This window comes from Streptomyces sp. NPDC048269 (assembly GCF_040652395.1).
Classification (GTDB): Bacteria; Actinomycetota; Actinomycetes; order Streptomycetales; family Streptomycetaceae; genus Streptomyces.
Genome location: NZ_JBEZLW010000006.1, coordinates 131,469 through 144,144 on the forward strand (window position 1 = coordinate 131,469; position 12,676 = coordinate 144,144).

General features: G+C 70.8%; 11 protein-coding genes and 2 tRNA genes. 7 read left to right on the forward strand and 6 right to left on the reverse strand.

Annotation, left to right across the window (positions count from 1 at the left end; genetic code table 11):
• Positions 1-5 precede the first annotated feature (5 nt).
• Positions 6-575 (reverse strand): PPA1309 family protein, encoded by a 570-nt coding sequence (locus AB0D48_RS09345; RefSeq protein WP_362392638.1) that lies wholly within the window; start codon positions 573-575, stop codon positions 6-8.
• A 127-nt stretch (positions 576-702) separates the two neighbouring features.
• Here AB0D48_RS09345 and AB0D48_RS09350 point away from each other — a divergent pair, with 127 nt between their 5' ends.
• The 3 genes from AB0D48_RS09350 (at position 703) to AB0D48_RS09360 (ending at position 5,761) form a co-directional block, all read left to right on the forward strand.
• Positions 703-3,585 carry a UPF0182 family protein gene (locus AB0D48_RS09350; protein ID WP_362393056.1) on the forward strand — a complete coding sequence of 961 codons (2,883 nt, stop codon included), beginning with the start codon at positions 703-705 and terminating at the stop codon, positions 3,583-3,585.
• Positions 3,586-3,637: 52 nt separating this feature from the next.
• Positions 3,638-3,711, forward strand: a tRNA-Met gene (locus tag AB0D48_RS09355).
• Between the two features lie 193 nt (positions 3,712-3,904).
• Positions 3,905-5,761: a tetratricopeptide repeat protein gene (locus AB0D48_RS09360; protein ID WP_362392641.1), complete on the forward strand. Its 1,857-nt coding sequence runs from the start codon at positions 3,905-3,907 to the stop codon at positions 5,759-5,761.
• Positions 5,762-6,178: 417 nt separating this feature from the next.
• Here the strand turns inward: AB0D48_RS09360 and AB0D48_RS09365 are convergent, their stop codons facing one another.
• Entirely contained in the window at positions 6,179-7,255 is a 1,077-nt protein-coding gene (locus AB0D48_RS09365) for an NAD(P)/FAD-dependent oxidoreductase (protein WP_362392644.1), read from the reverse strand.
• 116 nt (positions 7,256-7,371) lie between these two features.
• Between AB0D48_RS09365 and AB0D48_RS09370 the strand changes: the two genes are divergently transcribed.
• On the forward strand, positions 7,372-7,968 hold the full coding sequence (locus AB0D48_RS09370) for a TetR/AcrR family transcriptional regulator (protein ID WP_362392646.1): 597 nt from the start codon (positions 7,372-7,374) through the stop codon (positions 7,966-7,968).
• 60 nt (positions 7,969-8,028) lie between these two features.
• Positions 8,029-8,102, forward strand: a tRNA-Met gene (locus AB0D48_RS09375).
• A gap of 149 nt (positions 8,103-8,251) precedes the next feature.
• On the opposite strand, the gene AB0D48_RS09380 is transcribed toward AB0D48_RS09375, so the two are convergent.
• Positions 8,252-8,668: a Fur family transcriptional regulator gene (locus AB0D48_RS09380; RefSeq protein ID WP_069921860.1), complete on the reverse strand. Its 417-nt coding sequence runs from the start codon at positions 8,666-8,668 to the stop codon at positions 8,252-8,254.
• 131 nt (positions 8,669-8,799) lie between these two features.
• Between AB0D48_RS09380 and AB0D48_RS09385 the strand changes: the two genes are divergently transcribed.
• A complete protein-coding gene (locus tag AB0D48_RS09385; RefSeq protein WP_362392650.1) occupies positions 8,800-10,269 on the forward strand; it encodes a catalase in 1,470 nt (489 codons plus the stop codon).
• A 129-nt stretch (positions 10,270-10,398) separates the two neighbouring features.
• Here the strand turns inward: AB0D48_RS09385 and AB0D48_RS09390 are convergent, their stop codons facing one another.
• The gene (locus tag AB0D48_RS09390; protein WP_362392653.1) at positions 10,399-10,797 is read right to left on the reverse strand and encodes a CBS domain-containing protein; all 399 of its coding nucleotides are present in this window, start codon (positions 10,795-10,797) and stop codon (positions 10,399-10,401) included.
• Positions 10,798-10,933: 136 nt separating this feature from the next.
• Positions 10,934-11,737 (reverse strand): histidinol-phosphatase, encoded by an 804-nt coding sequence (gene hisN / locus AB0D48_RS09395; RefSeq protein ID WP_362392656.1) that lies wholly within the window; start codon positions 11,735-11,737, stop codon positions 10,934-10,936.
• Positions 11,738-11,838: 101 nt separating this feature from the next.
• Here hisN and AB0D48_RS09400 point away from each other — a divergent pair, with 101 nt between their 5' ends.
• Positions 11,839-12,378: a TetR/AcrR family transcriptional regulator gene (locus AB0D48_RS09400; protein WP_362392659.1), complete on the forward strand. Its 540-nt coding sequence runs from the start codon at positions 11,839-11,841 to the stop codon at positions 12,376-12,378.
• Here AB0D48_RS09400 and AB0D48_RS09405 read toward each other — a convergent pair.
• Positions 12,344-12,667 (reverse strand): multidrug efflux SMR transporter, encoded by a 324-nt coding sequence (locus tag AB0D48_RS09405; RefSeq protein WP_030225858.1) that lies wholly within the window; start codon positions 12,665-12,667, stop codon positions 12,344-12,346. The genes AB0D48_RS09400 and AB0D48_RS09405 overlap by 35 nt on opposite strands.
• Between the last annotated feature and the right edge of the window lie 9 nt (positions 12,668-12,676).

Here is a 12,676-nt window from a genome sequence, read left to right on the forward strand (position 1 = left end):
CCCCGCTACGAGAAGGTCGCCGCCAGCGCCTCGGCCAGTCCGGGCACCAGGTTCCCGCCGGTGAGGACCTCGGTCGAGGAGTCCTTCTCGCGCAGCCGTACGGCCGACTCGCGCGAGCCGTCGCGCAGTACGGCCACCGTCAGGCGCACCTCCTGCCGCTCCGGGTGCCCGGCGACCCACTTCGCCAGCTGCTTGTCGCTCAGCCCCTCCGGTACGGAGGCCTCGGCGGACGGCGGCAGCATCAGCCGCTCCACCGTCAGCGCGCAGCCGACGACGGCGTCGGGCCAGGCGATGGTGCCCAGGAACTTGTCGAGCGGGGTCCCGGCCGGAACCTCGTCCTGCTCGACCGGAGTGAGGGAGGACTTGCCTGCGTCGTCCTGATCGAGACCGAGCTGGCTCGCGAGGCGCGGCTCCTGCTTCTTGAGCCGGGCGGTGTCGACGAGCGCGAACAGCCGGGCGGGCTTGTCCCAGCCGAGGCCGGCCGCGTACTCGTCGATTTCGAGGCAGGCACGGGTCAGCGGGCTGGCCGCCATGGGCGTGCCGGGGGAGGGGGAAACGTTGGACATGGACAACATCCTGCCTCCTTTCCACCCGATAACGGGAACTGACTAAAGCCTCAGTAAGTTGCATGAGTGGGCTCTACGATCGGGGGCCCGTTCATTACCAGTAGCGACTTTCGAGGTGCGCACCTTGGCTTTCCAGATGCCGGACCGCGGCGGAGGCCCTTCCGGGCCACGGATGAGAGTCGGCCGCCCGTCCCGGCGAGCCCGCACTCTCCTCATGACCTTGGGCGTGCTGGCCGTCCTGGCCATGCTCTTCATCATGTTCGCGGGCTTCTGGACGGACTGGCTCTGGTTCCGCTCCGTGAAGTACTCCAGCGTCTTCACCACCACCCTGTGGACCAAGATCGGCCTCTTCGCCGTGTTCGGTCTGCTGATGGCGGGTGCCGTCGGGTTCAACATCTGGCTGGCGCACCGGCTGCGGCCGCCGCTCAGCGCGATGTCGATGGAGCAGCAGAGCCTCGACCGCTACCGGATGAGCATCGCGCCGTACAAGATGTGGCTGCTCCTGGGCATCGCCGTGATCGTCGGCCTCATCGCCGGCGCCTCGGCGGCCGGCCAGTGGAAGACCTGGCTGATGTACGTGAACGGGGTGCCCTTCGGGCAGAAGGACCCCGAATTCCACCTCGACGTGTCGTTCTACACCTTCGACCTGCCCTGGTACCGCTTCCTGCTCGGCTTCGGCTTCGCCGCGGTCGTGCTGTCGGTGATCGCCGCGGCCGTCGTGCACTACCTGTACGGCGGACTGCGCGTGACCAGCCCCGGCGCCCGGGCCACCGCCGCGGCGACCGGCCACCTGTCGGTGCTGCTCGGCCTCTTCGTCACGCTGAAGGCGGTCGCCTACTGGCTCGACCGGTACGGCCTCGCCGTGAAGTCCAGTGACTTCAAGGCCGCCGACAACTGGACCGGCCTGCGCTACGTCGACGCGAACGCGTACCTCCCGGCGAAGACGATCCTCGTGGCCATCGCCGCGATCTGCGCCGCGCTGTTCTTCGCGACGCTGTGGCGCCGCACCTGGCAGCTGCCGGTCATCGGCTTCGGCCTGATGGTGCTCTCGGCGATCCTGATCGGCGGCCTGTATCCGGCGATCGTGCAGAAGTTCCAGGTCCAGCCGAACGAGCAGGCCAAGGAATCCCCGTACGTCGAGAAGAACATCAAGGCGACGCGCGACGCGTACGGGATCGCCGGCTCCGAGGTCAAGGACTACCCGGGCGTACCGGCCGCGGGGACGGACAAGGGCCAGCTGCGCAAGGCGGCCGACACGACCGCCAGCGTCCGCCTCCTCGACCCGAACATCGTCTCGCCGGCCTTCCAGCAGCTCCAGCAGGTCAAGGGCTACTACGCCTTCCCGTCCACGCTCGCCGTGGACCGGTACAAGGGCCAGGACACCGTGATCGGGCTGCGCGAGCTGAACATCGGCGGCATCCCGAAGAACAACTGGATCAACGACCACTTCAAGTACACGCACGGCTACGGAGTGGTCGCGGCCAAGGGCACCACGGTCGGCGACCAGGGCGCGCCCGACTTCACCCAGTCCGACCTGCCCTCCAAGGGGATGTTCGGCACGGACTTCGAGCAGCGCGTCTACTACGGCGAGCAGACGAAGCAGTACTCGATCGTCGGCGGGCCGCAGAAGGAGCTCGACTACTCGGACGACCTCAAGGGCGAGAAGGAGACGAGCTACACCGGGAATTCCGGTGTCAGCCTCGACAACCCGGTCAACCGGGCGGCGTACGCGCTGACCTTCAACGAGCCGCAGATCCTGTACTCCGGGGCCATCGGCGATGGCTCGCGGATCCTGTACCACCGCACGCCCAAGGAGCGCGTCGAGGCCGTCGCGCCGTGGCTGACCATCGACGGCGCCCCGTACCCGGCGGTCGTCGACGGCCGGATCAAGTGGATCGTCGACGCCTACACGACGACCAACGGCTACCCGTACGCCTCGCGCACCACGCTGGGCCAGAGCACCGCGGACTCGCTGACCAACAGCCAGCGCGCGGTGGTGGCGCAGGAGAACCAGGTCAACTACATCCGCAACTCGGTGAAGGCCACCGTCGACGCGTACGACGGCACGGTCAGCCTGTACCAGTGGGACACCCAGGACCCGGTGCTGAAGACCTGGATGAAGGCGTTCCCGGGCACGGTGAAGCCCAAGAGCGAGATCTCCAAGCCGCTCATGGACCACCTGCGCTACCCGCAGGACCTGTTCAAGGTCCAGCGCGAGCTGCTGACCCGCTACCACGTCACCGACCCGCAGACCTTCCTCAGTGGCAGTGAGGCATGGGCCGTCCCCGACGACCCGACGACCAAGGCCGGCACGGCGGTCCCGCCGTACTACCTGTCGATGAAGCTGCCGGGCCAGACGGAGAAGGAGCAGGTCTTCTCGCTCACGACGACGTTCACGCCGAACGAGCGGGACAACCTGAGCGCCTTCATGGCGGTCAACGCCGATCCGGGCACCCCGGACTACGGCAAGATCAGCGTCCTGAAGCTGCCGACGAGCAAGCCGGTCGACGGCCCCAAGCAGGTCCAGAGCAAGTTCCAGTCCGAACCGAAGATCGCCGAGTCCATCCGCCTGCTGCGCGGTGGCGACTCGGAGGTCGAGTACGGAAACCTGCTCACGGTCCCGCTCGACGGCGGAATGCTCTACGTGGAGCCGGTGTACGTGCGCAGTTCGGGGCTGAAGTACCCGCTGCTGCGCAAGGTACTCGTGACCTACGGCGGCCAGACCGCGTTCGAGGACACCCTGGAGAAGGCGCTGAACGTGGTCTTCGGGGCCGAAGCTCCGACCACGCCCGTGCCTCCGGCGCAGCCGCCGGGCGACGGCACGACGCCACCGGCCGCGACGGACCCGACGGTGAAGGCCGCGCTCGCCGATGCGCAGAAGGCCATCGAGGAGGCCGAGAAGGCCAGGCAGTCCGGTGACTGGGCGGCCTTCGGCAAGGCGCAGGACGAGATCAAGGCGGCGTTGAAGCGGGCGATCGACGCGGAGGCGAAGCTGACCGCGCCCAAGCCGGGCGGCTAGCGATAAATCGGTAATGGCCCCGTCCCGCGTCGTGATACTGTGGTTTCACCGACGCGGGGTGGAGCAGCTCGGTAGCTCGCTGGGCTCATAACCCAGAGGTCGCAGGTTCAAATCCTGTCCCCGCTACTGAAGATGAAGGCCCGGATCCATGGGATCCGGGCCTTCGTCATGCCCGGGGGTGGACACGCGGTAACCAACAAGGGTGAGTTGGGGCGGGAGCGTGTTTGACTTGGCTCTCTATGGGCATGTCGACAAAACGCTGTAGTGACCTCACTGGCTGCGACATACCAGGTGTACGCGGGTAGCAGGTGATGCGACGATGGGATTTATGGGGGACAGGTCAACTCTGCTGGAGACAGGGCGGTTTGTGAGGGCGGAGGCCGAGCCGGGTACGGGAGCCGGTGAGTCGGCTCCCGTTGTCAACGCGCAGACCGCGCTGACCGATGCGGATTTCGTGGAGGAAGTGTTCGCCGAGACCGACACGGCGAGCGACGCCGAGCTGGAAGCCCGGCACCGGGTGGCCGCCGACAAGGGCGACCCGGGTGCCATGAGCGTGCTCGGGGCGCTGCTGCTGCGCCGCGGTGACCTCGCCGGCGCCGAGCCGTACCTGCGCGGCGCCACCGGCGAAGGGGACCGCGCCGCCGCGAACAACCTGGGCGTACTGCTGCACCAGCGGGGCTACCCCGAGGAGGCGGCCGGCTGGTGGCGGGTCGCCGCCGTGGCCGGATCCGCGCCGGCCGCACACGCCCTGGGCCGCCACTTCCGCGAGCGCGGGGACGAGCCCGCCGCCGAGTACTGGCTCCGCCAGGCGGCGGAGTCCGGCCACGCCCTGGGTGCGTACGGGCTGGCCGACCTGCTGGAGCACCGGGGGGACAAGGGCGTCGAGCGGTGGTTCCGCGCCGCCGCGGAACAGGGGCACCGCGAAGCCGCGTACCGGCTCGCGCGGCACCTGAGGAAGGGCGACCCCGCCGAGGCCGAGCAGTGGTACCGGCAGGCCGCAGCACGCGGCCACCGCCGTGCCGCGCTGCACCTGGGCGCCCTGCTGGAGGCGCGCGGGGAGCTCAAGGAGGCCGGGCGCTGGTACCTGACCTCCGCCAAGCAGGGCGAGGCCCGGGCGGCCTGCGCGCTCGGTTTCCTGCTGCGCGACGCCGGGGACGAGGACAGTGCGGCCGCCTGGTGGCACCGGGCGGCGCAGGACGGGGACGGCAACGCCGCGAACGCCCTGGGCGCGCTGCACGCCGCGCGCGGGGAGACGCAGACCGCGGAGCGCTGGTACCGGACCGCCATGGACGCGGGCGATCAAAACGGGGCGTACAACCTTGCTCTGCTGTGCGTCGCACAGGACCGGACCGCGCAGGCAGAGCAGTGGTACCGGCGCGCCGCGTACGCCGGACACCGCGAGGCGGCCAACGCGCTGGCCATCCTGCTGCTCCAGGGCGGCGACGCGGAGGGTGCCGAGCCGTGGTTCTCGAAGGCGGCCGAGGCGGGCAGCGTCGACGCCGCGTTCAACCTCGGCATCCTGTTCGCCAGCCGCGACGAGGACCGTACTGCGCTGAAGTGGTACGAGCGGGCGGCGTCGGCGGGACACACCGATGCCGCGCTCCAGGTCGGCATCGCGCTGGTCCGTGACGGCGAGGAGCGGGCCGCCGAGCGGCACCTGCGGTGCGCGGCGGGCGGCGGCAGCGCGGAGGCGGCCTTCCGGCTGGCCTCGCTGCTGGAGTCGCTGGCTCCGCCGCCGGAGCCCGTGGCGCTGGGCGAGCCGGTGGGCGGGGTGCCGCGGACCGAGAGCGAGGAGTGGTACGAGCGGGCCGCCGAGCTGGGGCACCGCCGGGCCCAGGTGCGGGTCGGCATGCTGGCCGCCGCCCGGGGCGACCTGGCGGTCGCCGCGCGCTGGTACCGGGAGGCGGCCGAGGCAGGGTCCCGGAACGGGGCGTTCAACCTGGGGCTGCTGCTGGCCCGCGAGGGGAGCGAGCCCGAGGCCGCCCTGTGGTGGACCCGTGCGGCGGTGGCGGGCCACGGGCGCGCCGCGCTGCGGCTGGGGTTGCTGGCGGCGCGGCACGGGGACCTGGCGGAGGGGCAGAAGTGGTGCGTGCGGGCCATGGAGTTGGGGCCGGAGGAGGTTTCCGAGCGGGCGGCCCGGCTCCGGGAGGCGCTGGCGGAGGAGCTCTCGGCCTGATCCCTGGCCGGGGGCTCGCCGTGGCTTCGGGTGCGGCGCCGTTGCTGGGGTTCGGCGGGCTGAGAGATCGGGGCTCCGCCCCGCGCCCCGCGCCTCAAGCGCCGGCGGGGCTGGGATGTGCCCGGCGGGGGTGGGTTGTCCGGCTGGGCTGAAGGATCGGGGCTCCGCCCCGGGTCCCGCGCCTCAAGCGCCGGCGGGGCTGGGATGTGCCCGGCGGGGGTGGGTTGTCCGGCTGGGCTGAAGGATCGGGGCTCCGCCCCGCGCCCCGCGCCTCAAGCGTCGGCGGGGCTGGGATGTGCCCGGCGGGCTGGGATGTGCCGGCGGGCTGGGTGTGCACGGTCGTGCTGGGATGTGCCGGCGGGGTGGGGTGTGGACGGTGGGGCTCAAGGATTCGGGCTTCGCTCCCGGGCCCGCGGCTCAGCGGTAGAGCCAGGACGTGGCGCGGGCGTAGGTGTGGCGGAAGACGAAGGGCATCAGCAGGTCGTTGACGCGGCGCTGGAGCGTGCCCGGGGTCTTGGAGTCGCGGTTGGTCGCGGCGGCCTTGGTCATGCGGGCCGCGCGGGGGCGGCGCAGGCGGGTGTACGCGGACAGGGCCGACGGGATGTCCGGCGCCTCGGCGACGCACCCGGCCAGGGCCACCGCGTCCTCGATCGCCATCGACGCGCCCTGACCGGCGCCCACCGGGTGGGCGGCGTCGCCGATGAGCACGGTGCGGTCGTCGTGCCAGACGGGCAGCTCCGCCAGCCGGTGCATCGGCATCGCGCGGTCGACCCGCGTCGCCGCCCGCAGTACGTCGAGCGGCGTCCGTGAGGTGCGGTACGAGTCCGTCAGCAGGCCCAGGGTGACCTCCGCCGGGTCCGGGGGCTCCGGTGAGGCCACCTGGGCCGACCACCACACCGTGCCGTCCGGCGCCGGGATGTACAGGAACGCGCCCCGGTGGCCGAAGACCATGTGGAAGGTGCCCGGGGCGAGATCCAGGCCCTCGGAGACCCCCGACACGCTGTAGAGGCCCGCGTACTCGACGGCCGGCGCCGCCGGGTCCAGCGCCGTGCGGGTCGCCGACCAGATGCCGTCCGCCGCCACGACCAGGTCTCCTTCCGGCGCCGCCGGATCCACCCGCTGCCCCGTCACGATCCGGGCCCCCGCCCGCTGCGCCTCCGCACGGAGCACCTCGACCAGCCGCCCGCGCAGCAACGTCGTGCTGTGCAGGGTGTCCGAGGCCAGCCGGCCGCGGGGCACCTTGCCGAGGAGCTTGCCCGACGCCGACCACATCAGCTGGTCTGCGACCGGGAACCCCGCCGCCTGGACCTGGGCCAGGCAGCCCAGCTCGTCCAGTCCGCGCAGCCCGTTGACGGCGAGGCTCAGGAACGAGCCCACCTGCCCCGCCGGGTCCTCGTACGCCTCGTAGACCGTGACCTCGGCGCCCGTACGCCGGCGCAACGCGATCGCGCTCGCCGCTCCGGCCACTCCGCCCCCGATGACTGATACGCGCATGCGATCCGGCCCCTTCCCCGTTCGGTGAATTCTTATTCACTGAATTTAGATTCAGTGAAACTGGGTTCAGTATGATGAAGCCGCCAGCACGGAGTCAAGAGGGAGCGGGGATCGCGGTGGGAGTGCGCAAGGAGCGGGCGGCCGGTACGGAGGCGGCGCTCAAGGAGGCGGCGCGGGCGCTCTTCCTGGAGCGCGGCTACACGCAGACGAAGATCACCGACATCACCAAGGCGGCCGGCCGCTCCACCGGGTCCTTCTACGAACACTTCGCGGGCAAGGACGAGCTGCTGAACGCACTGCTCGCGGACATGGGGGCCCAGGTGGACGCGGCGGTCGGGGCCGGCGGCCACCCCCGCGACCACGACCTCGCTGACCGCGCGCAGCTGCGTGCGCACGTGGCGGCCACCTGGGGGGTCTTCCGGGATCACCTGCCCGTCGTGGTCGCCCTGTTCCAGAAGTCCATGGCCGAACCGCCCCGGTCGGGGCGGGCCTGGGAGCGGCTCGTGGGGGACACCGCGCCGCTGCGGGAACACCTGGAGTACATGCGCGAACGCGGCCGGCGGGTGCCCGGTGACCCGGAGCTGGTCGCCGCGGCGATGGGGGCCATGGTCTCGATGCTGGGGTACGCGGCGATGACCAGCGGGGGCGCCTTCGACGACGACGAGGTGGTCGACACCCTCACCGCGCTGCTGCACCGGGGACTGGCCGGCTAGGGCCCGTACTCAACCGATTTGCATCTGCTGTGCGGCCTCACGTAAAGTCGTGTTTACCGACGCGGGGTGGAGCAGCTCGGTAGCTCGCTGGGCTCATAACCCAGAGGTCGCAGGTTCAAATCCTGTCCCCGCTACTGAAGACTGAAGGCCCGGATCCTCTGGATCCGGGCCTTCAGTCGTTTTGAGCCGTCAAGCAATGAAGGAGTACGGAGAAGGGGCCGGGAGCGTCAGCTCCCGGCCCCTTCTCCGCGTTTCGCGGTTCGCGGATGCTCGGCCCGGTCGGTCAGGCGCCCGCGCAGTTCGGGCACACCCCGCGGTACGTCACCTCGACCGCCGATACGACGAAGCCGAAGCGCTCCGTGTCCGGCAGGTCGGCCAGCGGGTTGCCCGCCGGGTGGACGTCGCGGATCGCGCCGCATTGGGCGCAGACCAGGTGCTGGTGCGGCCGGTGGGCGTTCGGGTCGTAGCGCTTGGCGCGGCGGTCCGTGGAGACCTCCAGGACCTCGCCCAGGGTCACGAGCTCACCCAGGGTGTTGTAGACCGTCGCCCGGGAGATCTCCGGCAGTTTGGCCACTGCGCGCGCGTGCACCTCGTCGGCCGTCAGGTGAACGTGGTCACCGTCGAGCACCTCGGCCACGACACGGCGCTGTGCAGTCATGCGCCATCCGCGTCCGCGAAGTCGTTCCAGCAGGTCACTCATGGGCACCAGCCTAACAGCGAGGGGGATTAGGTGTAACTCCCGAACCTGTATGGACTTGGATCCTTACTTGACTTAGACAAAGTCCATCGTAGGATCGAGTACGGCACAGGCCATGGACAGGACATGCAGGAATGACGCAGGAGGCGCACGTGACGCAGGGACCGCTCACCACGGAGGCCGGGGCTCCGGTCGCCGACAACCAGAACAGCGAGACCGCCGGCGCCGGCGGCCCCGTCCTGGTCCAGGACCAGCTCCTGCTGGAGAAGCTCGCGCACTTCAACCGCGAGCGCATCCCGGAGCGCGTGGTGCACGCCCGCGGCGCCGGTGCGTACGGCACCTTCACGCTGACCCGTGACGTCTCGCAGTGGACCCGCGCCAAGTTCCTGTCCGAGGTCGGCAAGCAGACCGAGACCTTCCTGCGCTTCTCCACCGTCGCGGGCAACCTCGGTTCGGCCGACGCGGTGCGCGACCCCCGCGGCTGGGCGCTGAAGTTCTACACCGAAGAGGGCAACTACGACCTCGTCGGCAACAACACGCCGGTGTTCTTCATCAAGGACGCCATCAAGTTCCCCGACTTCATCCACACCCAGAAGCGCGACCCGTACACGGGCTCGCAGGAGGCGGACAACGTCTGGGACTTCTGGGGTCTGTCGCCCGAGTCGACCCACCAGGTGACCTGGCTCTTCGGTGACCGCGGCATCCCGGCGTCCTACCGCCACATGAACGGCTACGGCTCGCACACGTTCCAGTGGAACAACGAGGCCGGCGAGGTCTTCTGGGTCAAGTACCACTTCAAGACCGACCAGGGCATCAAGAACCTCACCCAGGCCGAGGCCAACAAGCTCGCCGGTGAGGACCCCGACTCGCACCAGCGCGATCTGCGCGAGGCCATCGAGCGCGGCGACTTCCCGTCCTGGACCGTGCAGGTCCAGATCATGCCGGCGGCCGAGGCGGCCGAGTACCGCTTCAACCCGTTCGACCTCACCAAGGTGTGGCCGCACGAGGACTACCCGCCGATCGAGATCGGCAAGCTGGAGCTCAACCGCAACCCGGAGAACGTCTTCGCCGAGGTCGAGCAGAGCATATTCAGTCCGGCGCACTTCGTCCCCGGCATCGGTCCGTCCCCGGACAAGATGCTCCAGGGCCGCCTCTTCGGCTACGGCGACGCCCACCGCTACCGCGTCGGCATCAACGCCGACCACCTGCCGGTGAACCGTCCGCACGCCACCGAGGCCCGCACCAACTCCCGCGACGGCTACCTGTACGACGGCCGCCACAAGGGCGCGAAGAACTACGAGCCGAACAGTTTCGGCGGCCCGCACCAGACGGACCGTCCGCTGTGGCAGCCCGTCGCGCTGACCGGTGGCACCGGCAACCACGCCGCCCCCGTGCACCGGGAGGACAACGACTTCGTCCAGGCGGGCAACCTCTACCGCCTGTACTCCGAGGACGAGAAGTCCCGCCTGATCGAGAACCTGTCCCGGTTCATCGCCAAGGTCTCCCGCGACGACATCGTCGAGCGCGCGATCAACAACTTCCGCCAGGCGGACGGCGACTTCGGCAAGCGGCTGGAAGCCGCGGTCCAGGCCCTTCGCGGCTGAACCCCTCTCTGCGGCTGAACCGCCGCCGCTTCCGCGGAGGTGGTTGCCCGCCGTAGGGGCATCTCATCGATGGTTGCTCGCCGAAACAGGAGGGCCGGATTCCCCAGGGGATCCGGCCCTCCTGGCCGTTCAGCCGGCCAGCTGGGCCGTCCGCCGTGCCGGTACCCAGCAGCGGATGACATCGCGTACGGAGACGATGCCCACCGGGCCGCCGTTCTCCAGCACGATCAGGTGCCGGAAGCCGCCGTTGGCCATCGCCTCGGCGGCCTCCTCCACGGTGGCGTCGGGGGTGCAGAACACCACGTTGTTGGTGGTGTGCGCACCCACGGACTCGCGGTCGGGATCGTGGCCCGCACCGATCGAGTTGAGGATGTCGCGCTCGGTCAGGATGCCGATTCCGCTGTGTTCGGGGTCGAGGACGACGGCCGCGCCGACGCGCCGGCCGGACATCAGGCAGGCCGCCTGACGCAAGGTGTGTGCGGGTCCGAGGGTGAGGATCACGGTGCTCATTGCGTCACGGACGAGCATGAAGAGAGCCACCTCCTGGGTGAGTCCCGCCGCTCGGGTGGGTGCGACCCGGGATCCAAGAGAATGGATTCACAAGCGCACAAGCGGGCGGATTCCCAGATTCCCACGGACACGCACGGTCAACAAGGGGGCACGCTCAGGGGCTGGGGCGCAGGTGCTCCAGCATCTCCTCGTGGAGCAGCCCGTTCGAGGCCGCCGCGTTCCCCCCGTGGACCCCCTCCACCCCGTCCAGGCTGGTGAAACGGCCGCCCGCCTCCTGGACCACGACCGCGACGGCGGCCATGTCCCACAGGTTCAGCTCCGGTTCGGCGCACAGGTCCAGCGAGCCCTCCGCGACCATCATGTACGGCCAGAAGTCGCCGTAGCCGCGCGTGCGCCAGCAGGCGCGGGTCAGGTCCAGGAAGCCGGGGAGCCGGCCCTGCTCCTCCCAGCCGCTCAGCGAGGAGTAGGCGAACGAGGCGTCACCCAGGCCCGCGACCTTCGACACGCCGATCCGCGCGGCCTCGCCGAGCGCCCCGCCCGCGTACGCGCCGCCGCCCTGCGCCGCCCACCAGCGCCGGCCCAGCGCCGGCGCAGACACCACGCCGACCACCGGGCGGAAGACCCCGTCGGCGCCTTCGGCCATCAGGGAGATCAGCGTCGCCCAGACGGGCACCCCGCGCACGTAGTTCTTGGTGCCGTCGATCGGGTCCACGACCCAGCGCCGAGGGCCGCTGCCCTTCAGGCCGTACTCCTCGCCGAGGATCGCGTCATCGGGTCGCGCGGCCGCGATGCCGGCCCGGATGATCTCCTCGGCGGCCTTGTCCGCCTCGCTCACCGGCGTCATGTCCGGCTTCGTCTCGACCTTCAGGTCGAGGGCTCGGAACCGCTCCATCGTGGCGACGTCCGCCGCGTCGGCGAGTTCGAGGGCAAGGCGCAGGTCATCGTCATACTCGGACATGGCCGAACAGTATCGCGGCCGGTGGCGCGGCCGGGACGCCCCCTTGACAGGATCTGTCGCCCCGTCAACTCTGGCCGTGAAGCCAAACGGGGGAGGCGCACGTGCCGGCAGCCCGGGAAACCTTGCTGGAGGCGGCGGGAGCGGCGCTCTCGGCGCGGCCCTGGCCGGCCGTGCGGATGGTGGACGTGGCGGCGGCCGCCGGCGTGTCCCGACAGACCCTCTACAACGAGTTCGGCGGCAAGGGGGGCCTGGGCCGCGCCTTGATCCGACGCGAGGGGGAGCGCTACCTCGACGGTGTGGAGCGGGCCCTGGCCGCCCCCGGCCGGACCGCCGAGCGGCTCGCCGCCGTCGCGGAGTGGACCGTCCGGGCGGCCCGCGCCTATCCCCTCGTACGGGCCCTGCTGACCGGGTTCTGGGACCCGGACCTGCCCGCCCCGGGCCGGGCGCCCGGGCCCGGTGAGCTGGCCCGGGCCGTACGCGACCGGGCGGCCGCCGCGCTCATGCCCGCGGACGACGTCCAGCGGTGCGAACTCGCCGTACGGCTCGCCCTCTCCTACGTGGTGGCGCCCGGGGAGGAGCCGGGGGCGGGGGAGCTGCTCCGGCTGCTCAGTGCGCAGAACCGGACAGCTGGAGCCCGATGACCCCGAGGATCACCAGCGAGATCGAGACGAGCTTGAGGGTGGAGACCAGGTCGCCGAGGAAGACCATGCCGTAGATCGCCGTGCCCGCGGCGCCGATGCCCGTCCACACCGCGTACGCCGGGCCGACGTCCAGCTTCTTGAGCGCGAGGGTCAACAGGCCGAAGCTGCCGAGGGCGAAGCACGCGAAGGCGATGGTCGGCCACAGCCGGGTGAAGCCGTGGGACAGCTTGAGGCAGACCGCGAAGCCGGTCTCCAGGATTCCCGCGACCACCACGAGCAGCCACGCCATGTCGAATGC